General features: G+C 71.2%; 23 protein-coding genes and 2 pseudogenes. 24 read left to right on the top strand and 1 reads right to left on the bottom strand.

What is annotated here, in order from left to right:
* Nucleotides 1-170: 170 nt before the first annotated feature.
* From FB554_RS01175 to FB554_RS01140, 8 genes and pseudogenes are all read left to right on the top strand, one after another.
* Nucleotides 171-1,595 carry a Rep family protein gene (locus tag FB554_RS01175; protein ID WP_142007352.1) on the top strand — a complete coding sequence of 475 codons (1,425 nt, stop codon included), beginning with the start codon at nucleotides 171-173 and terminating at the stop codon, nucleotides 1,593-1,595.
* On the top strand, nucleotides 1,592-2,182 hold the full coding sequence (locus tag FB554_RS01170) for a hypothetical protein (protein ID WP_142004260.1): 591 nt from the start codon (nucleotides 1,592-1,594) through the stop codon (nucleotides 2,180-2,182). The genes FB554_RS01175 and FB554_RS01170 overlap by 4 nt, the downstream gene beginning before the upstream one ends.
* Nucleotides 2,179-2,640 (top strand): annotated as a pseudogene (locus FB554_RS17900) (relaxase/mobilization nuclease domain-containing protein); the annotation flags it as partial. The gene FB554_RS01170 and the pseudogene FB554_RS17900, both read left to right, overlap by 4 nt.
* A gap of 412 nt (nucleotides 2,641-3,052) precedes the next feature.
* Nucleotides 3,053-3,955, top strand: a complete 903-nt coding sequence (locus tag FB554_RS17895) for a hypothetical protein (RefSeq protein ID WP_343074628.1) — start codon at nucleotides 3,053-3,055, stop codon at nucleotides 3,953-3,955.
* A gap of 92 nt (nucleotides 3,956-4,047) precedes the next feature.
* On the top strand, nucleotides 4,048-4,407 hold the full coding sequence (gene cmtR / locus FB554_RS01155) for a Cd(II)/Pb(II)-sensing metalloregulatory transcriptional regulator CmtR (RefSeq protein ID WP_077350333.1): 360 nt from the start codon (nucleotides 4,048-4,050) through the stop codon (nucleotides 4,405-4,407).
* On the top strand, nucleotides 4,404-6,317 hold the full coding sequence (locus tag FB554_RS01150; RefSeq protein WP_174718230.1) for a heavy metal translocating P-type ATPase: 1,914 nt from the start codon (nucleotides 4,404-4,406) through the stop codon (nucleotides 6,315-6,317). Before cmtR ends, FB554_RS01150 begins: the two co-directional genes overlap by 4 nt.
* On the top strand, nucleotides 6,314-6,868 hold the full coding sequence (lspA, locus tag FB554_RS01145; RefSeq protein ID WP_077350329.1) for a signal peptidase II: 555 nt from the start codon (nucleotides 6,314-6,316) through the stop codon (nucleotides 6,866-6,868). Before FB554_RS01150 ends, lspA begins: the two co-directional genes overlap by 4 nt.
* Nucleotides 6,865-7,191, top strand: a complete 327-nt coding sequence (locus tag FB554_RS01140; RefSeq protein WP_019175589.1) for a thioredoxin domain-containing protein — start codon at nucleotides 6,865-6,867, stop codon at nucleotides 7,189-7,191. Before lspA ends, FB554_RS01140 begins: the two co-directional genes overlap by 4 nt.
* A 29-nt stretch (nucleotides 7,192-7,220) precedes the next feature.
* Here the strand turns inward: FB554_RS01140 and FB554_RS01135 are convergent.
* Nucleotides 7,221-7,469, bottom strand: a pseudogene (locus tag FB554_RS01135) (LLM class flavin-dependent oxidoreductase); the annotation flags it as partial.
* 104 nt (nucleotides 7,470-7,573) lie between these two features.
* Here FB554_RS01135 and FB554_RS01130 point away from each other — a divergent pair.
* From FB554_RS01130 to FB554_RS01055, 16 genes are all read left to right on the top strand, one after another.
* Nucleotides 7,574-7,876, top strand: a complete 303-nt coding sequence (locus FB554_RS01130; protein WP_142004258.1) for an urease subunit gamma — start codon at nucleotides 7,574-7,576, stop codon at nucleotides 7,874-7,876.
* A gap of 46 nt (nucleotides 7,877-7,922) precedes the next feature.
* Nucleotides 7,923-8,258 (top strand): urease subunit beta, encoded by a 336-nt coding sequence (locus tag FB554_RS01125; RefSeq protein WP_142004257.1) that lies wholly within the window; start codon nucleotides 7,923-7,925, stop codon nucleotides 8,256-8,258.
* Nucleotides 8,251-9,954 (top strand): urease subunit alpha, encoded by a 1,704-nt coding sequence (locus FB554_RS01120; RefSeq protein ID WP_142004256.1) that lies wholly within the window; start codon nucleotides 8,251-8,253, stop codon nucleotides 9,952-9,954. Before FB554_RS01125 ends, FB554_RS01120 begins: the two co-directional genes overlap by 8 nt.
* Nucleotides 9,955-9,960: 6 nt before the next feature.
* Entirely contained in the window at nucleotides 9,961-10,593 is a 633-nt protein-coding gene (locus FB554_RS01115) for an urease accessory protein UreF (protein WP_142004255.1), read from the top strand.
* The gene (gene ureG / locus FB554_RS01110; protein WP_236022206.1) at nucleotides 10,586-11,296 is read left to right on the top strand and encodes an urease accessory protein UreG; all 711 of its coding nucleotides are present in this window, start codon (nucleotides 10,586-10,588) and stop codon (nucleotides 11,294-11,296) included. Before FB554_RS01115 ends, ureG begins: the two co-directional genes overlap by 8 nt.
* Complete coding sequence (locus FB554_RS01105) at nucleotides 11,293-12,090, top strand: urease accessory protein UreD (protein ID WP_142004254.1); 798 nt, start codon at nucleotides 11,293-11,295, stop codon at nucleotides 12,088-12,090. The genes ureG and FB554_RS01105 overlap by 4 nt, the downstream gene beginning before the upstream one ends.
* A 31-nt stretch (nucleotides 12,091-12,121) precedes the next feature.
* The gene (locus FB554_RS01100; RefSeq protein ID WP_142004253.1) at nucleotides 12,122-13,450 is read left to right on the top strand and encodes an O-acetylhomoserine aminocarboxypropyltransferase/cysteine synthase family protein; all 1,329 of its coding nucleotides are present in this window, start codon (nucleotides 12,122-12,124) and stop codon (nucleotides 13,448-13,450) included.
* Nucleotides 13,447-13,920: a CoA-binding protein gene (locus FB554_RS01095; RefSeq protein ID WP_142004252.1), complete on the top strand. Its 474-nt coding sequence runs from the start codon at nucleotides 13,447-13,449 to the stop codon at nucleotides 13,918-13,920. The genes FB554_RS01100 and FB554_RS01095 overlap by 4 nt, the downstream gene beginning before the upstream one ends.
* A 30-nt stretch (nucleotides 13,921-13,950) precedes the next feature.
* A complete protein-coding gene (locus tag FB554_RS01090; protein WP_142004251.1) occupies nucleotides 13,951-14,706 on the top strand; it encodes a hypothetical protein in 756 nt (251 codons plus the stop codon).
* 56 nt (nucleotides 14,707-14,762) lie between these two features.
* The gene (locus FB554_RS01085; RefSeq protein WP_142004250.1) at nucleotides 14,763-16,403 is read left to right on the top strand and encodes a purine-cytosine permease family protein; all 1,641 of its coding nucleotides are present in this window, start codon (nucleotides 14,763-14,765) and stop codon (nucleotides 16,401-16,403) included.
* Between the two features lie 233 nt (nucleotides 16,404-16,636).
* Nucleotides 16,637-16,843 carry a hypothetical protein gene (locus FB554_RS01080; protein WP_170206740.1) on the top strand — a complete coding sequence of 69 codons (207 nt, stop codon included), beginning with the start codon at nucleotides 16,637-16,639 and terminating at the stop codon, nucleotides 16,841-16,843.
* A 61-nt stretch (nucleotides 16,844-16,904) separates the two neighbouring features.
* Nucleotides 16,905-17,105 carry a hypothetical protein gene (locus FB554_RS01075; protein ID WP_142004248.1) on the top strand — a complete coding sequence of 67 codons (201 nt, stop codon included), beginning with the start codon at nucleotides 16,905-16,907 and terminating at the stop codon, nucleotides 17,103-17,105.
* A 49-nt stretch (nucleotides 17,106-17,154) separates the two neighbouring features.
* A complete protein-coding gene (locus FB554_RS01070) occupies nucleotides 17,155-17,376 on the top strand; it encodes a hypothetical protein (protein WP_142004247.1) in 222 nt (73 codons plus the stop codon).
* A gap of 67 nt (nucleotides 17,377-17,443) precedes the next feature.
* A complete protein-coding gene (locus FB554_RS01065) occupies nucleotides 17,444-17,644 on the top strand; it encodes a hypothetical protein (protein ID WP_142004246.1) in 201 nt (66 codons plus the stop codon).
* A gap of 112 nt (nucleotides 17,645-17,756) precedes the next feature.
* Nucleotides 17,757-17,963: a hypothetical protein gene (locus FB554_RS01060; RefSeq protein WP_142004245.1), complete on the top strand. Its 207-nt coding sequence runs from the start codon at nucleotides 17,757-17,759 to the stop codon at nucleotides 17,961-17,963.
* A gap of 148 nt (nucleotides 17,964-18,111) precedes the next feature.
* Entirely contained in the window at nucleotides 18,112-19,140 is a 1,029-nt protein-coding gene (locus tag FB554_RS01055; RefSeq protein ID WP_142004244.1) for a LacI family DNA-binding transcriptional regulator, read from the top strand.
* The last annotated feature ends 7 nt before the right edge of the window (nucleotides 19,141-19,147 follow it).

The following is a 19,147-nucleotide window of genomic DNA, read 5'->3' as shown; positions in this document are numbered from 1 at the left end:
CGGGCGCGGCAAGGGCTTGTCGATTGCCGCGCCATGCACCAACATGCCTGGTCAGGAGCCGGTTCCGCCCTCGCACCGCCGCGTGACCTCGCGGGATCATTTGGGGTCTCATTTGGGGGTCAATAGGGGGTCATTTAAGGCGCCGCACGCTCCTTACGATGTCGCGGGCGGTGGTCGCCGTGGCTAAGCAGGAGAACAACCCCACGAGCATCGGACTCACGCAGTACCTCGATCCGTCGTACTGGACCTGGGCTGCCGAGGATGCGAACGGGGCCGCGCTGCTCCAGCAGGGGGCCGGGCCGATCCTCACCTACATCGTGCAGCGGCTCGAGGCGGTCGGCTGCGAAGTCGTCGAGGCCTACGGCATCGTGCACGACAAGGACGAGCGCGAGGTCTGGAGCGACACGGAGAAGGCACTCGTGGTCGAGCCGAAGCCGGATCACCTGCACGCGGTGATCAAGTTCGCCAGTCGTTCGAAGAGCGCGCCGCTGGATCGGCTCGCGTCCGGCATCGGCGTCGAGCCGCAGTACGTCGAGAAGCCCGGTCGCGGACGCTACGCCTTCGACAACATGCTGTCGTACCTGACGCACGTGAAGTACGCGGACAAGCACCAGTACGCCCCTTCGGAGGTCGCCACGGTGCGCGGGCCGGACTACCTCGGCATCGACGCCCTGCGCCGGGAGACGTGGCTCAAGGGCCGCGCCCACGTGAAGAAGAAGGTCGTCGCCGAGAACTTCGAGGACATGCGCGAGCGGGTGCTCCAGGGCGAGATCACGCGCGATCAGATCATGCTCACCGATGGCCTGTTCGACATCTACTCGCGGCATCAGCGGGAGATCGACGACGCACTGTCGGCCTATGGTCAGCGCCGCGCGTATCGGGCGGCAGCGAAGCTCCGCGCCGGTGATTTCTCAACGCATGTGGTGTTCGTCCACGGGGATGCCGGGATCGGCAAGACGCGGTTCGCAACGGACTTCATCATGGCGGCGATTGACGCGGCGAACGCGAACGGCGAGCGGTGGCAGGTCTACCGGGCCGCGACGGGCAACCCGCTCGATGACTGGCGCGGGGAGGAGGTTCTGCTGCTCGACGATCTGCGGGCTTCGGCGATGGATGCGAACGACTGGCTGTTGCTGCTCGATCCGTACAACGCCTCCCCGGCGAAGGCGCGTTACAAGAACAAGGGCGAGGTGGCTCCGCGACTGATCGTCATCACGGCCACCATCGAGCCGGTCGAGTTCTTCTTCTACGCCCGCCAGAAGGGCAACGTGGACGAGGCGCTGGACCAGTTCATCCGTCGCCTGGCATCGGTCGTGAAGGTGTTCCGCGCCGACGATATCAACCGCTACCTCGTGCAGCACATCGGGAAGATCGAGCCCTACGAGTGGCATCAGTGCAGCCTTCCGGCGGCCGCGCACACGCCGGGCGTCAACGGCAACTCGTACCACCAGCAGGTGGCTCCGTCGTGCGAGCTCACCTACGGTCCGGAGACCTCCGCGGAGCACGACGCCGAGAGCGCGGTTGTCGAACTGCTGAGCGGGCTCGCGGTGCGCAGCCCGGACGTGCCGCTGGCGCTGATCGGAGGTGCGGCATGAGCGCCGATCAGCACCCGCTCTTCCAGGGGATCGAAGGGGGCGGAGCCCCCTCGCAAGCAGGGCTGGAGGACACGAGCGTCAGCGATGTGTCCGACAGGCCTACTGCTTGCCACTCTGGCGTACAGGTGGAGCAGCAGGCCGACTCCCAGGTGAAAACCGGTCGGGCTGATGCGGAGGCTGTGCGCCAGAGTCACGGCGGCGCGAAGCGTCGTCGTGGGGGCGGCGGGCGGCTTGATACGCGCTTCGATGAGGCCACGCTCGGGGCGCTGCGCACTCGTGCGGAGCGGCTCGGGCTGGCTCCGAGCACCTGGGTGCGGAGCGTCGTGCGCGATGCTCTGCACGCCTCCCGGAGCGAGGAGCTGGACGCCGCCGTGGCCGCGCACCTGCTCGGGGTCGAGGCGCGCGTGCAGGCCTCGGCGGACGCCCGGGAGCTTGCCGCGCAGGTGCGCCCGCTGGCGATCAACGTCAACGACCTGGACCGCCGCGCGCGGGCCGGCGAGGCGGTCGCGCTGTCGGCGGAGGTGCCCGAGCTGATCGAGCTGCTGCGCGAGGTCCGGACCCTGCTCGGGGATCGGACGGACTCATGAGCACCACGCACTACAGCCCGAGCACCAGCGCCGGAGACACGGAGCGCTACATCCGTGGCAAGGAGGACGAGCGCGGGGTCGCGATCACGTGCGACGTGCCGGGAGGCCCCGGCGCATTCTCGGCCCGCGCCCGCGCGCTCACGCAGAACACGAAGCGCGACGTCGAGGCACTGCACTACCGGCAGTCGTTCAGCGACGAGGAGTTCGACTCGAGCAGCCCGGAGGACGTGCAGCGGGTGAACGATCTGGGCTACCAGCTCGCGAAGAAGATGCACCCGGACTCGGACTGCCTCGTGGTCAGCCACGTGGATGGTCGGGGCAAGAAGCCGCACAACCACATCCTCGTGATCAATCACAGCAACCGGACCGGAAAGGCCCTCTCGGATTACCGCACGTTCCACGACCGCAAAGCCGGGAACCAGCGGGGCGTGCAGTCGGCGAACGACGAGTTGATGCGCGATCACGGCCTCTCGGTCGTGAAGCGGCTGGAGCACGCCCCGAAGGACTGGGAGCTGCGCCGCGAGGACTTCGCCGAGGGCGGTCTCGACCGCGAGATGGGCGACCGGATGAGCGCCGCCCTGGCCGATCCCCGGTCGGTGGACAAGGCCGGTCTTGAGGCGGTGATCGCGGAGCAGAACCAGCAGCTCGGCGGCGACGGGGAGCGGGTGCCGCGGATGCGCCTGCACAGCCCAGTCAGCAAGAAGGGCAAGCGCGCCGGTCAGGAGACCTGGACGCTCTACATCGAGGACCGCCGCGGCGAGTCCGGGCGCGCTGAGCGCCGCAAGCGCACGAGTGCGCTCTCGGCGGATTTCACACCGGAGGGCGCAGCCGCGTTCTTCGACTACCACCAGCAGCAGAAGGAGCAGGAACATGAGCGCAGCGCTCGACAGGCTGAAGCAGCAGAACGCGCACGAGCAGCCGCCGCAGCAGCTCGGCAGTCCGGCGACGATGGAGGTGTTGACCTCGATCCTCACCGCCGTCGAGGCGCAGAACGCGAGGCTCGACCGGCTGGCCGAGCAGCAGAAGAAGCTCGCGGGGTTCGTGAAGGTCATGGACGAGGAGACGACGAGGCGGCTGGAGAGGATCGCGGCCCCGGCGTCGACCTCCTCGCCCTCCAGCGACGTGTCCGCGAGGATCGCGAGTATCGAGAGCAGGCAGAACGAGATCGCGAGCACGCTCGGCGAGTTCGCGCGGAGTCTCAACGGCGAGAGCTTGAACGCCGCGTCGCGGAGCTTGGTCGCGGAGGCGCAGAAGAATCACGCGGCTACGGCCTCGGCGATTGAGGGGCTCAAGGCGCAGGCCGCAGCGAACCAGAAGCTCGTGAGCCAGGTCGGCGGAGCCGTGCAGCGGATCGAGAAGCGCACCGAGGAGCGGGTCGAGAAGGCCGTCGAGCAGGTCACCGGGGAGGCCTCGGCGACGATGACGGCAAACCTCGACGCGTCGAACGAGCGGGCCGAGCGGATCATCGCCGCCACGGCGAAGCTGGAGACCCGTCAGCTCTGGTCGGCTGCCGCCGCGATGTGCCTCGCACTCCTGCCGGTGGTCGTGGTCATCGCTGGGCTCTGGATGGGCATCGCCGGGCTCATCACGGGCGCTCAGTGGGCGCTGGACGTAAACGGGAGCGTGTGGCTCGGAATCGGGCGCTGGCTCGTGGTCGGTGTGGGCCTCGCCGGGGCCAGCTACGGGCTCTTCGCGTCCGTCCGCTGGGTCGCTGGCCTCGTGGAGACCTGGAAGGACCGCGGGCTGCCGAAGTGGCCGCGCTGGCGAAAGTAGGCGACCAGGGTTCCCGAGGGCAAGCGCGCGGAGCGCGTGCGGCAGCCCTGGCGAGTCGACAATAAGTCAGCCAACACTGTATAGTTCAGTGCATGCTGACTGTTGCTTCTCGTCTCGACGTCATGAACCGGCTCGGCCGGGCCATGGCGGACCCGACGCGCTCCCGGATTCTGATGACCCTGCTCGACGGCCCGAGCTACCCGGCCGTACTCTCGCGCGAGCTGGAGCTGACTCGCTCGAACGTCTCCAACCACCTGACCTGTCTGCGCGACTGCGGCATCGTCGTCGCCGAGCCGGAGGGGCGGCAGACGCGCTACGAGATCGCCGACCCGCATCTGGCGGCGGCGCTCACCGCACTGGTGGACGTGACGCTCGCTGTCGACGAGCACGCGCCCTGCGTGGACTCTTCGTGCACAGTGCCGGGTTGCTGCGGGACGGGGGCGGGCGAGTGAGCGCGGCGTGCGGCTGCGAGCACGACGAGCCTGAGACCACTTCGGGAGAGGAAGCCGAGGAGGCGGCGCGTCCCTGGTGGCGGGACCGCGGGATCATGGTCCCGGTCTTCTCCGGCGTCGCGTTCCTGACCGGCCTGGTGCTGGAGTGGGCGGGGCTGGAGGTCCCGGCGCTGGTGCTGTTCTGGATCGGTCTGCTGTTGGGCGCGTCGACCTTCACCCCGGGCGCGATCCGGAAGCTGTTCAAGGGCAAGCTCGGCATCGGCCTGCTGATGACGATCAGCGCGGTCGGCGCGGTGATCCTCGGGTATGTCGAGGAGGCCGCCGCCCTGGCGTTCCTGTACTCGATCGCTGAGGCGCTGGAGGACAAGGCCATGGACCGTGCCCGCGGCGGGCTGCGGGCGTTGCTCAAGCTCGTCCCGGAGACCGCGACCATCCGCCGCGACGGAGCATCGGTCGAGGTCCCGGCGAAGGACCTGGCTGTCGGTCAGCTGATGCTGGTGCGGCCGGGTGAGCGGATCGCGACCGACGGCATCGTCCGCACGGGACGCTCCAGCCTGGATACGTCCGCGATCACTGGCGAGTCGATCCCGGTCGAAGTCGAACCCGGCGACACTGTCTCCGCGGGCGCGATCAACACCGCTGGGGCGCTCGAGGTCGAGACGACCGCGGCGGGCACCGACAACTCGCTGACCACGATCGTCGACCTGGTGGAGAAGGCGCAGGCAGAGAAGGGCGACCGCGCCCGCCTCGCCGACCGCATCGCCCGGCCCCTCGTCCCGGGCGTGCTGATCCTCGCCGCCCTCGTCGCGATCATCGGGTCGCTGCTCGGCGACCCGGAGCTGTGGATCACCCGCGCCCTCGTCGTGCTCGTGGCGGCATCTCCCTGCGCGCTGGCGATCTCGGTGCCGCTGACCGTGGTGGCCGCGATCGGGTCGGCGAGCAAGTTCGGCGTGATCATCAAGTCCGGGGCCGTGTTCGAACGGTTCGGCGTGATCCGCCACGTCGCCGTCGACAAGACCGGCACCCTGACCCGCAACGAGCCCGCCGTCACCGCCGTCCTCACCGCCGAGGGCGTGACCGAGAAGCAGGCGCTGGCCTGGGCCGCCGCGCTCGAGCAGCACAGCACCCACCCCCTTGCGGCCGCGATCACCGCCGCGGCCCCCGGGGCCCCCGCGGCTGACGGTGTGACCGAGCAGGCCGGGCACGGCATCGAGGGAACCCTCGACGGTGCGCGGATCACGGTCGGCAGCCCGCGCTGGCTCGACGCCGGGACGCTCGGCGAGCAGGTTGCTGGGCTGGAGGAGCAGGGCATGACGGTCGTGATCGTGCACCGCGACGGCACGCCGGTCGCCGCGATTGGCGTCCGCGACGAGCTGCGTCCCGAGGTCCCCGAGGTCGTCCGCACCCTCGCCGCACAGGGCATCGGGGTCACCATGCTCACCGGCGACAATGCTCGCACCGCCCGCGCCCTCGCCGCCCAAGCCGGGATCGGCGACGTGCGTGCCGAGCTGCGCCCGGAGGACAAGGCCGCCGCGATCGCAGAACTCGGCGAGAAGGGGGCTGTGGCGATGATCGGCGACGGCATCAACGACGCTCCCGCCCTCGCCGCTGCCGACATCGGCATCGCGATGGGCGCGACCGGCTCGGATGCCGCGATTGAGTCCGCCGACGTCGCGTTCACCGGCCACGACCTGCGCCTGCTGCCGCGTGCGTTCGACCACGCCCGCCGCGGACGGCACATCATCAACCAGAACATCATCCTTTCGCTGCTGATCATCACCGCCCTGCTCCCGCTCGCCCTCTTCGGCGTCCTGGGGCTCGCGGCCGTGGTGCTCGTGCACGAGATCGCCGAGGTCGTCGTGATCCTCAACGGCCTGCGGGCTGCCCGGACCCGGAAGAGCGCCGCGTGACTGCGCAGGACGCCGTTGTCGTCGAGTCGACGGGCGGGGCATCCACGAGGAGCAGGCAGGCGCTCGTCGTCGCCCTCGTCGTCGCGGCGCTCGCTCTGGCGATCGATCAAGGCTCGAAGGTCCTCGCCGCGGCGCAGCTGACCCAGGGCGAGCGGATCCCGCTGGTCGGCGACCTGTTCGGGCTGTCGCTGGTCTACAACCCCGGAGCCGCGTTCTCGATCGGTTCCGGGGCCACCTGGATCTTCACGATCAGCGGCCTCCTCGCCGCCGTGGCGGTGGTCGTGTTTGCCGCACGGATGCGCGGGGCGCGGTGGGGCGTCGCGCTGGGGCTGGTCCTCGGCGGCGCGGTCGGCAACCTCGTCGACCGGCTCGTGAACTCGCCCGCGTTCGGGCAGGGGCACGTCACGGACTTCCTCGCCTACGGCGACCTGTTCGTCGGGAACGTCGCCGACGTCTTCGTCGTCGCCGGTGTCGGCCTGGTATGTCTGAACCTCCTCACGCAGACCCCTCGCACGACAGCTGAGGGTGAACGAACGGAAGAAGCTTCATGAAGGTGGAACTGCTGCACATCGCCGGCTGCCCGAACACGGGAATCGCCGAAGCCAACGCACGGGCAGCGCTGGACGCTCTCGGACTCGGGGCCGTGCCTGTCGAGCTGGTGACGATCGGGACCGAGGCCGAAGCGGCGAACACTGGGTTCGGAGGCTCGCCTACGATTCTCGTCGACGGCATCGACCTGTTCCCGACAACACTCGTTCACTCACTGGCGTGCCGTGTCTATGTGGCTGAGAACGGTTTCGCCGGCGCACCGGCGGCAACACAGATCGATGAGGCGTTGCGCGACCGCATGCAAGGCGGCGAGAGCGACCGATAAGGCGAGTGTTGCAACCGCGACATGCGCTAGCGCATGTCGATGACGCCGGTGCCGACCTCGATGTTCTTGGTCCGGGCGGCCATCGCCGACAGCAGCGGGATGGGCCCGGCGGCCTGCTTCTCGAAGTGGTGGACGCGGACGTACGCGCCGTTGACGCCGATCTCGTCAGCCGCGACCGCGAGGTCGACGGTCTGCCGGAGCATCTCCCCGGCGGTGCGCGTCTGCGAACCCGGGAGCGGCGAGTAGTGACCGAAGCTGAGGAACCCGAATGCCTTCATGGACATATCAACTAAACCACCCGACGGGTTGTTCCCGGCAGGTTTCACCTGCGACGAACGCCGCCGAAACACGGCCGAAACGCGGGTGCCGTTGAGTGCCGGTCATGCACCTCACCCCCGCCGACACCGAGAAGCTGCTGCTCGCGGTCGCCGGCATGCTCGCCCGCGACCGCCTGGCCCGGGGCGTGGCCCTCAACCACCCCGAGACCGTCGCGCTGCTCTCGACCTGGGTCGTCGAGCGCGCCCGCGAGGGTGCCCTCGTCGAGGACCTGATGGAGCAGGGCCGCGAGGTGCTGACCCGCGAGCAGGTCATGCCGGGCGTCGCCGAGCTGGTCACCGACGTGCAGGTCGAGGCGACCTTCCCCGACGGGCGCAAGCTCGTCACGATCCACCACCCCATCGCATGAGACGTCTTGCTCGTACGTCCGCGCCGGCACCCCGAGGAACCGCACCGTGAGCAGACCCCAGCACGAGGGGCCGGGCGCGATCCGCGTGCGCCCCGGCACCATCACCCTCAACGCCGGCCGCGAGACGCGCGACCTGGTCGTCGAGAACACCGGCGACCGGCCGATCCAGGTCGGTTCGCACCTGCACCTCGCCGACGCGAACCCCGCGCTGGCCTTCGACCGGGCCGCGGCCGACGGGTTCCGGCTCGACGTCGCGGCCGGCACGTCCGTGCGGTTCGAGCCCGGCGTCACCCGCGAGGTGCGGCTGGTCGCCCTCGGCGGCCGCCGCCGCGTCCCCGGCATCCGGCTCTCCCCCGCCGCAGGCGGTGCGCTCGATGGTTGAGCTCGACCGCGCGGCGTACGCCGACCTGTTCGGCCCGACGGTGGGCGACCAGGTGCGCCTCGGCGACACCGACCTGTGGGTCGAGGTCGAGGACGACCTCACCGTGGGCGGCGACGAGGCGGTCTTCGGCGGCGGGAAGTCGATCAGGGAGTCGATGGCCCAGGGGGTGCGCAGCCGCGCCGCGGGCGCGCTCGACACCGTCGTCACCAACGTCGTCGTGCTGGACCACTGGGGCGTGGTGCGCGCCGACGTGGGTCTGCGCGACGGCCGCATCGTCGCGCTCGGGCGCGCCGGCAACCCCGACGTCGCCGACGGGGTGCACCCGGACCTGGAGATCGGCCCCGGCACCGACGTGATCGCCGGCGAGGGGAAGATCCTCACCGCTGGCGGCATCGACATGCACGTGCACTTCCTGTCCACCAGCCAGGTGCACGAGGCGCTCGCGACCGGGCTGACCACGCTCGGCGGCGGCGGCACCGGCCCCTCGGAGGGCTCGAAGGCCACGACCGTCACGCCCGGCCCGTGGCACCTCGCGTCGGTGCTGCGCGGGCTCGACGCCCTGCCGGTGAACGTGCTGCTCATGGGCAAGGGCAACACGGTGAGCGCCGAGGGCCTGGCCGAGCAGGCGCTCGGGGGCGCGGCGGCGCTGAAGGTGCACGAGGACTGGGGCGCCACCCCGGCCGCGATCGACGCGGCCCTGCGCGCCGCCGACGAGCACGGCCTGCAGGTGGCGCTGCACAGCGACAGCCTCAACGAGGCGGGCTTCGTCGACTCGACCCTGCGCGCGATCGGCGGCCGGTCGATCCACGCCTTCCACACCGAGGGCGCGGGCGGCGGTCACGCGCCCGACATCCTGTCGATCGCCGCGCAGCCGAACGTCCTTCCGGGGTCGACGAACCCGACGCTCCCGCACACGGTCAACACCGTCGCCGAGCACCTCGACATGCTGATCGTCTGCCACCACCTCAACCCTGCGGTGCCCGAGGACCTGGCGTTCGCCGAGTCGCGCATCCGGGCGACGACGATCGCGGCGGAGGACCTGCTGCACGACCTCGGCGCGCTGTCGATCACCTCCTCCGACGCCCAGGCGATGGGGCGCATCGGCGAGGTGGTCACCCGCACCTGGCAGGTGGCGCACGTGATGAAGTGCCGGTTCGGGCCGCTGAGCGCGGACGAGCGCGCGGACAACGAGCGCGCCCGCCGCTACGTCGCGAAGTACACCCTCAACCCCGCCGTCGCCCACGGCATCGACCACGAGGTCGGCTCGGTCGAGCCCGGCAAGCTCGCCGACCTGGTGCTGTGGGACCCCCGGTTCTTCGGCGTACGTCCGTCGCTGGTGATCAAGTCCGGCGTCATCGTGCACGCCGCCCTGGGCGACCCGAACGCCTCGATCCCCACCCCGCAGCCGGTGCTGATGCGACCGGCGCTCGCCCAGGACGACGCGGCGACCAGGTCGGTCGCGTTCGTCGCCCCCGCGGCCGCAGAGTCGGGACTCGGCGAGCGGATCGGGTTGCGGCGCAACGTGATCGGCGTGCGATCCACCCGGAAGGTCACCAAGGCGGACATGGTGAACAACGCCGCGACGCCGCGCATCGACATCGACCCGGAGACGTTCGCGATCGACATCGACGGCCAGCGGGTGCAGCCCGCGCCGGTGGACCGGCTGCCGCTGGCCCAGCTCTACTCCCTGTTCTGAGGACCGATGTCGTCGATGTCCCTGCTGCTCGCCGACGGGCGCCTGCCGGTCGGCGGCCACACCCAGTCGGCCGGGCTCGAGCCCGCAGTGCAGGCCGGTCTGTCGCGGGAGGAGGTCCCGGGATTCCTGCTGGCGAGGCTGCGCACCACGGTCGCCGTCGACGCCGGTGCCGCCGTCGTCGCCCTGCACCTGGTGCGCAGCACCGGTGACCCCGCGCCGGCCCTGCGGGCCTGGGAGGCGCGCACGCCGAGCGACGTCGTGCGCGCCGCGCAGGTGGAGCTCGGCCGCGGTTACGGCCGGTTGCTGGCCCGCCTCGGAGAGCCCGTCGACCGGGTCCTCCCCCGGCCGATCGCGTTGGCGCACCTGGCTTTTCGGCTGGAGGTCGGCTCCGACGACCTGGCCCGGGTCGTCTGCCACGACGAGGTGCAGTCGGTCTGCGCCGCCGCGCTGAAGCTGCTGCCCCTCGACCCGCTCGACACCGTCGGGTGGGCGCTGGACGCCGCCCCCGAGGTGGAGCGCGTGGTCAAGGCCGTGGCCGGCCTGACCGACCCCGACCAGATCCCCGCAGCCACGGCCCCGGCCGGCGAGCTGTGGCAGCACGCCCACGCCCGCACCACCAGGAGGTTGTTCCGTGCCTGAACCCACCCGCGCCATGCGTCTCGGCGTCGCCGGACCCGTCGGGACCGGCAAGTCGTCACTCATCGGCACGCTGTGCCGAGCGCTCTCGGACGAGCTGCGCCTCGGCGTCGTGACCAACGACATCTACACGCAGGAGGACGCCGAGATGCTCCGCGCCACAGGCGTGCTCGAGCCCGACCGCATCCGGGCGGTCGAGACGGGCGCCTGCCCGCACACCGCCATCCGTGACGACATCACGGCCAACGCCATCGCCGTCGAGGACCTGGAGGCCGACCACGGTCCGCTCGACGTGGTGCTCGTGGAGTCCGGCGGCGACAACCTCACCGCCACCTTCTCGCCGGCGCTCGTCGACGCCCAGCTGTTCGTGCTCGACGTCGCGGGCGGCGGCGACGTGGTGCGCAAGGGCGGCCCCGGCATCGCCCGGGCAGACCTGCTCGTCGTCAACAAGACCGACCTGGCCCCGCACGTCGACGTCGACGCCGAGCTGATGGTCGACCAGGGCCGCGCCGCTCGCGACGGCCGACCGGTGGTGGGGCTGTCCCGGCGCGACCCGGCGTCGGTCGGTGAGCTGGCGGACTGGGTGCGCCGGACGTACGCCGAGTTCCGTCGTGGCGCACTGGTGCCCAGCGACCCGGGCCCGATGGCGCCGCACTCGCACTCCCGCGACGAGGACGCGCTCGTGCAGGGTCACCGTCACGCATGACCCAGGTCCACGTCGCCGGCTGCGGCGCGCGACCGCGGGTGCGGCTGCGCGGCGGGCTGCTCTCCCCGCGGCTGCTGCGATCGCCTGCCGGGACCGCCCGGGTCGCGCTGGTGGCGACCGGTGCGACCCTGCTGGGTGGCGACCGGGTCAGCCTGGACCTGCGGGTCGAGGACGGCGCGACCCTGGAGCTGGTCGACGTGGCCGGGACCGTGGCCTACGACGGGCGGGGCGAGCCGGCGCACTGGGACGTCTCGGTCGCCGTGGGTGCCGGCTCGACGCTGGTGTGGCACGGCGAACCGCTGGTGGTGGCCGAGGGGGCGCGCGTCGAGCGCACCATGCACGTGCAGGTCGAGCAGACCGGGCGGCTGCTGCTGCGCGACCGGGTCGCGCTCGGCCGCAGCGGCGAGCGCCCCGGCGAGATCGACTGCCGCACCCGGATGACCCTCGCCGGGCAGCCGGCGCTCGTCGAGGACCTGACGCTCGACGCCGAGTCCTGCCTGCTGCCAGGGATGCTCGCGGGCGCCCGGGTCGTCGACACGGTCACCGCGCTCGGGTGGCGGCCGGCGCAGACCGTCCCCGCCGGTGCGACCGCACCCGGCCCGACCACCCCCAGTGCGACCGCACCCGGCCCGACCACCCCCGGCGCGACGGCGCCCGGCCACGCTGGGCCGGCATGCTTCTCGCTCGCGGCGACGGGGGCGTACGCCCGTGAGCTGGTGGACCAGGCCCACCGCTCCCGGCTCTCCGGCATCTGGGACGCCTGGCGGGGTGAGCTTCGCGCGGCGGGCGACTGATTACGCTCGTGCCTGTGAAGCGAGCCGCCCGATGACCGCCGACCGACCGCGCGACCGGACCTTCGGCTTCCGCACCCGCTCGGTGCACGCCGGAGCGGTCCCCGACCCCTCCACCGGCGCGCGCGCCGTGCCGATCTATCAGACGACCAGCTTCGTCTTCGACGACACCACCGACGCCGCGACGCTGTTCGCGCTGCAGAAGTACGGCAACATCTACACCCGCATCGGCAACCCGACGGTCGCCGCGCTCGAGGAGCGGATGGCCAGCCTCGAGGGCGGGCTCGGCGCCGTCGCGACCGCGAGCGGGCAGGCCGCGGAGTTCGCGGTGTTCGCCGCGCTCGCCGGCGCGGGCGACCGCATCGTCGCCTCGTCCAACCTCTACGGCGGCACGCTCACCCAGCTCGACGTGACGCTGCGGCGGTTCGGCGTCGACACCGTCTTCGTGGGTGGTGGCGACCCGGCCGACTACGCCGCGGCGATCGACGAGCGCACCCGCTGCGTGTTCGTCGAGGCGGTCGCCAACCCCTCCGGCGCGGTGGCCGACATCGCGGGCCTCGCCGAGGTCGCGCACGCCGCGGGCATCCCGCTGGTCGTCGACGCGACGACCGTCACGCCGTTCCTGCTGCGCCCCATCGAGCACGGCGCCGACATCGTCATCCACTCCGCCACCAAGTTCCTCGGTGGGCACGGCACGACGCTCGGCGGCGTGGTGGTCGAGTCGGGCCGATTCCCTTGGGACAACGGCAAGTTCCCGATGATGACCGAGCCCGTGGCGTCGTACGGCGGGGTGTCGTGGTGGGGCAACTTCGGCGAGTACGGCTTCCTCACCAAGCTGCGCTCGGAGCAGCTGCGCGACATCGGGGCGGCGCTGTCGCCGCACAGCGCGTTCCTGCTGCTGCAGGGGGTCGAGACGCTGGCCCAGCGGATGACCGAGCACGTGCGCAACGCCCGGCAGGTGGCCGAGTGGCTGGCCGCGGACGAGCGGGTGGCGTGGGTGGCGTACGCCGGGCTGCCGGACCACCCCGACCACGACCGTGCGCAGCGGTACCTCCCCGATGGACCGGGCGCGGTCTTCTCGTTCGGGGTCGCCGCGCCCGACGGCGAGGAGCGGGCGGCCGGGCAACGGTTCATCGAGGCGGTCCGGCTGTGCAGCCACCTGGCCAACATCGGTGACGCGCGCACCCTGGTCATCCACCCCGCCTCGACCACGCACCAGCAGCTGAACGACGACCAGCTCGTCGCCGGCGGCGTGCGCCCCGACCTGGTGCGCATCAGCGTGGGCATCGAGGACGTCGACGACATCCTGTGGGACCTCGACCAGGCGCTCGACGCCGCGACGAAGCCGGGAGGCGACGCATGACCTGGACCGAGCCGTCCGCCCTCGAGCGTCAGGCGATCCTGCGCCAGGCGCGCACCATCGCGATCGTCGGGGCGTCCGACAACCCTTCTCGCGCAAGCTATTTCGTCTCCACCTATCTCCAGGCCGAGACGACGTACGACCTGTGGTTCGTCAACCCGCGCCTCACCGAGCTGCTCGGGCAGAAGGTCTATCCCTCCCTCGCCGACCTTCCCGGCGAGCCCGACGTCGTCGACGTCTTCCGCAAGGCGTCCGACCTGCCGCAGGTGGCCGACGACGCGATCGCCGCGCACGCCAAGGTGCTGTGGTTGCAGCTCGGCCTGTTCGACCAGGACGTCGCCGACCGCGCCACCGACGCCGGGCTGCAGGTCGTGATGAACCGCTGCCTGAAGGTCGAGCACGCCCGCTTCCACGGAGGCCTGCACCTGGCCGGTTTCGACACCGGCGTGATCGACTCGCGCCGGCGTCGCTGACCGACCGCGGAGTGCGTGCCACCCTGAGCCATGAGCGAATGGTGGAACGTCGAGATCGTCGGCGCGGGCAAGCTGCCCATGCTGCTGTGCTTCCTCGCCTTCGTCGTCACCTTCCTCGCCACCCGAGGCATCACCCGGATGATCCGCGCGGGCCGCGGACCGTTCCGCAACAACGTCACGTCGTCGGGCGTGCACATCCATCACGCCGTCCCCGGCCTGGGGCTGCTGCTCATCGGGGCGTTCGTCGCGCTGAGCGCCGAGCACGGCGGATTCCGTGCCACCGCAGGCGTTCTCGTGGGCGTGGGTGCCTCTCTCGTGCTCGACGAGTTCGCGCTGATCCTGCACCTGAGCGACGTCTACTGGTCGCAGGAGGGGCAGGCGTCGGTGCAGGCCGTCGCCCTGACGGCGTCGTGCCTGGCCCTGGTGCTGCTCGGGTTCACCCCCGCCCGGTCGGAGGACCTCACCGGAGGGCAGCAGGCCCGCTGGGCGCTCGCGCTGAGCATCGCCCTCACCGTGCTGGCCTGCCTGGTCTGCGTCGCGAAGGGGAAGTACCGGTTGATCGTGCTGGCGATCTGCGTCCCGGCCGTCGCGTTCGTCGGGGCGGTGCGGCTCGCGCGGCCAGGCTCCCCCTGGTTCCGCAAGCACTACGCCGCCGGCTCGCGCAAGGCGACCACCGCCACCCGGCGCACGGCCGAGCTCGACGCCACGTGGGGCCGGCGATGGGGCTGGATCGCCGACGCGATCGCGGGCGCCCCCTCGCAGCCGAACCCGGCTGCGAAGCCTTAACACCGACGTAACGGCGCCCAGACGCCACCGCAACACCGGCGGTGAATCGTCTGCGCATGGCCACGACCACCGCACCAGTCGAGACCCGCGCCGCGGGCGACCCCAGCGAGACCCTGGAGGACTACACGCTGCGCTTCGCGCCACGGTCGTACCGCCGGTGGGGACCCGGCGTCGTCGCGACCTCGGCGCTCGGCGGGATCGCCTACCTCGCCGACTTCGCGATCGGCGCGAACATCGGGATGGCGTACGGCACCGCCAGCGCCCTGTGGGGCATCGCCATCGCGGCCGCCGTGATCTTCCTGACCGGCATCCCGCTCGCGATCTACGCCGCGCGGTACAACCTCGACCTCGACCTGATCACCCGCGGCTCCGGTTTCGGCTACTACGGCTCGATCCTGACCAACGTCATCTTCGCGACGTTCACCTTCATCTTCTTCGCGCTCGAGGGATCGATCATGGCGCAGGGCCTGCAGATCGGCCTGGGCATCCCGCTGTGGCTGGGGTACGCCGTCTCCAGCCTGGTCGTGATCCCGCTCGTGATCTACGGCATGCGGGCGCTGGCGAAGATGCAGCTGTGGACCACCCCGCTGTGGCTGGTGCTCATGGTGGCGCCGCTCGGCTACCTGCTCGCCGTCGAGCCCGGCAGCGTCGAGGCGTTCTGGGACTATCGCGGCAGCGACGGGCAGCAGACCGCCTCGCTGGCCTCGGCGATGCTCGCCGCGGGCGTCTGCCTGTCGCTCATCGCGCAGATCGCCGAGAACATCGACTACCTGCGGTTCATGCCGCCGAAAACCCCTGAGAACGCTGGACGTTGGTGGACCGCGGTCATCGCCGCCGGACCCGGCTGGGTGCTGCTCGGCGCGCTGAAGCAGGCGGTCGGACTGTTCCTCGCGGTCTACCTGATCGGACGCTCGGCAGAGGGCGCCGGCGTCGCGAACGAACCGGTGCACCAGTTCCTCGCCGTCTACGAACGCCTCATGCCGCCGTGGCTCGCGATGGTGCTGGCCGTCGTGCTCGTCGTGATCTCCCAGCTGAAGATCAACGTCACCAACGCCTACTCCGGCTCGCTCGCCTGGACCAACTCCTTCACCCGGCTCACCCGCCGCTACCCGGGACGGCTGGTGTTCGTCTTCGTCAACGTGGGCATCGCGCTGGCGCTCATGGAGGCCGACATGTTCAGCGTGCTCAACAGCATCCTGAGCTTCTACGCCAACCTCGGCATCGTCTGGATCGTCGCCGTCGCGAGCGACATCACCATCAACAAGTACGTCCTCGGCCTGTCCCCCAAGGAGCCGGAGTTCCGGCGCGGCATGCTCCACGCGGTCAACCCGGTCGGTTTCGGCACCGTCGTCGTGGGCGGCGGGGTGTCCATCGCGTGCTACTTCGGCGCGCTGGGCGAGGGCCTGCAGCCCTACTCGGCCGCCGTCGCCGTGGTCCTGGCCGCGACGCTCCCGCCGGTCATCGCCGTGGCGACGGGCGGGCGGTTCTACCTTCGCCGGGGCGACGACGGTCTCGCCCACCTGCCGATGCGCGACGAGCTGGGCAACCCCTCGGCCGCCGAGCTCGACTGCATGGTGTGCGCGCAGACGTTCGAGCGCCCCGACATGCTGCACTCGGCCACCGGCGCCGGGGCGCTGTGCTCGCTGTGCCTGGCCACCGACCGCGACGGGACCCACGTCCTGCCCGCCACTCCCTGATCCCGCCACTCCCTGATCCCGCCGCGCGGTGATCCCGCCAGGCCCTGATCAGCCGCCACCGGCGTACGAGCCACGCCCCCGACCCTGCGCATGAAACCGGGTTACGTGCGTTTGACCCGAATCCATCAAGGTCAAACGCACGTAACCCGGTTTCATGCCGAAAGCGTCACAAGGCGTGCCGAGGAGCGCCGTTCGGTGGGATGATGGAGGTCACTCTCCCGGAGGGGGTTCGCATGGGCTACTACGTCGTCGGCCTCCTCGTGGCCGCGCTCGTGCTGGTGGGGGTGATCCGCCTGGCGATACGCCGTGGCGGCGACCGCGACCTCACGCACCGCGACCCGCGGGACCTGTCCCGCGGCGGATCCCGGGGCAACAGCACCTCGGCCTCGAACGAGTTCGCCACCAAACGATCGGGTGGCACCGTCGGCCCGGTGGGCTGATCGACCTCGCCGCACCGCACCGGAAGGTCAGCGCGGCACCGTCCTGACGAAAGGGGACGTCATGGGATACGTCATCGCAGCCGTCGTCACGCTGGCCGTGCTGATCGCCGTGCTCGGCTACTCGGTGCGCCGCCGCCGCGACCTGGACCGGTCGCGCGTCGACCGGCGGCAACCGTTGACCGGCGGGGCTCGCGGAGCGAACAACACCTCGGCCTCGACCGAGTTCGCGACCAAGCGCGGTGGCAGCGCGATGCCGCCGTGAGCAGCCCGACGGACCACTGATCAAGCACGAGCAGCCGAGGGAGGTAGCCATGGGGTTCTACATCGGGATCGCCGTCGTGCTGCTGGTGCTCTTCGCACTGGTCTACGTCATCGCTCGGCGCGACGGTGGTGGCGCGGCAACGAAGCGCAATCTGACCGACCAGCTGTCGACCGGCAGCGAGCACGAACGCTCCAGCATCCAGAACCTGCACCGGGCCCAGGCGCAGCAGGATTACCGCAACGCGCGGCACGGCGGCACCTTCGGCAGGTGAGTCCCTTCGGCGGACACCCCACCGCGCCGCGGCGTCGACCAATCGCCATCAACCAGAGGAGACCGTCATGGGGTTCTACATCGGGATCGCCGTCGTGCTGCTGGTGCTCGGCGCACTGGTCTACGCCATCGCGCGCCGTGGAGGTGGCAGCGGTCGTCGGCAGCGGGAGCTGAGCGAGGGCGTCGGCACCGGCGACAGTGCCTACACGAGGCAGCGCAACGAGACGCGCCACACCGAGGCCAAGAACGTCGGGTGGGGCGGCCACTGACCCCGGCCCCGCCGTGGGCGGCGGCCTCGATCCGGTCACGGACGGTGCATAAACCCCGTCGCGCCCGCGGCAGGTGGGAGGATGGCGGTCACCAACCGAAGGGGGAATGGTCATGGGTTTCTACATCGGCATCGCGATCGTCCTGCTGGTGTTCCTCGGGCTGATCGCTGTCGTCGCGCGACGCGGCGGCGGCGCCGGAGGCTCCAAGCGCAACCTCAGCGACGGGGTGTCGCTCGGCGCCGAGGGGTCGCGCACCAACGGCACCCAGTGGCGCAACGCGCACCAGAGCCGCAACGCGAGCGGCGGCGGCGGCGTCTGACGTACGCCCACCGCAGCTCTCCCGGCCGCTGACCTGAGGCATCCGCCCAGGTCAGCGGCCTTTTTCTGTCCGAGCCTTGCCGCTCCGGCGTGACCCGTGCCACAGTGACGAATCGTTTTTTCAGCGTGTCTGCCGAAAGGATTCGTCAATGTCGGTCCCGCGCATCCGCGACGTCGCCGCCCTGGCCGGGGTGGCCCCCTCGACGGTCAGCGTGGTGCTCAACGGCAAGGCGACCGCCCGGGTCTCCGACGACACCCGCCGGCGCATCCACGAGGCGGCCGAGCAGCTCGGCTACACCCCCAACGTCGCGGCCCGCCGGTTGCGGACCACCCCAGAGCGGGCGGTCGCCGTCGTCGCAGAGGACGACCTGTCGACGCTGCCCTACGGGCTCGGTCTGCTCGACGGCCTCTATCGCGCCTGCTGGGAGCAGGGGGTGCGCGTGCTGCTGCTCCCGACCGGTGGCGAGCCGACCCGCCTGCGCGACGCGCTCGACCACGCGGCCGGCCAGCAGGTGAGCGGCACGATCCTCGCCTCGATCTATCACCGTCGCATCGAGACTCCCCGATCGCGCGGGCTGGTGCTGCTGAATCTTGAGACAGCACAGACAGATTCGCCCGTCACGACGGTGCTTCCCGACGAGCGGTCGATGGCCGCCCTGGTGGTCGACGAGCTGTGCTCGCTCGGCCACGAGCGGGTCGGGCTGGTCACCATCGCCCCGTCGCTGGAGGCCGAGAGCCGCCTCGCCGGCCTCCGCGCCGCGTGGGAGCAGCAGGGCCGCGCGGACGACGACCTGCGGGTGCACGTCTCGCCCGACTTCGCCGCCACCACCGCGGGCGGTCTCGAGGGCGCGCTGTCGTTGCTCGACCGTCCCGACCGCCCGACTGCGCTCGCCTGCTTCAACGACCGGATGGCGATGGGCGCCTACGAGGCCGCGCGCCGGCTCGGGCTGCGCATCCCCGAGGACCTGACCGTCATCGGCCACGACAACCTCGAGCCGATCGTCGAGTCGCTCCACCCGCCGCTGACCACCGTCGCCCCGCCCCACCAGGAGATGGCCGAGAAGGCCGTCGAGCTCGTCCTCGCCGCCGAGGCCGCACCCGAAACCTTCTCTCTCCCAGGCGATCTCGTCCGTCGCGACTCCACCGCCCGCCCCGCCCCGCAGACCCGGACCCGCTGAAAGGCCC

This window comes from Barrientosiimonas humi (assembly GCF_006716095.1).
GTDB classification, from domain to species: domain Bacteria; phylum Actinomycetota; class Actinomycetes; order Actinomycetales; family Dermatophilaceae; genus Barrientosiimonas; species Barrientosiimonas humi.
Note: the sequence above shows the minus strand (reverse complement) of the source record. Positions and strands in the feature narration are given on the sequence as shown.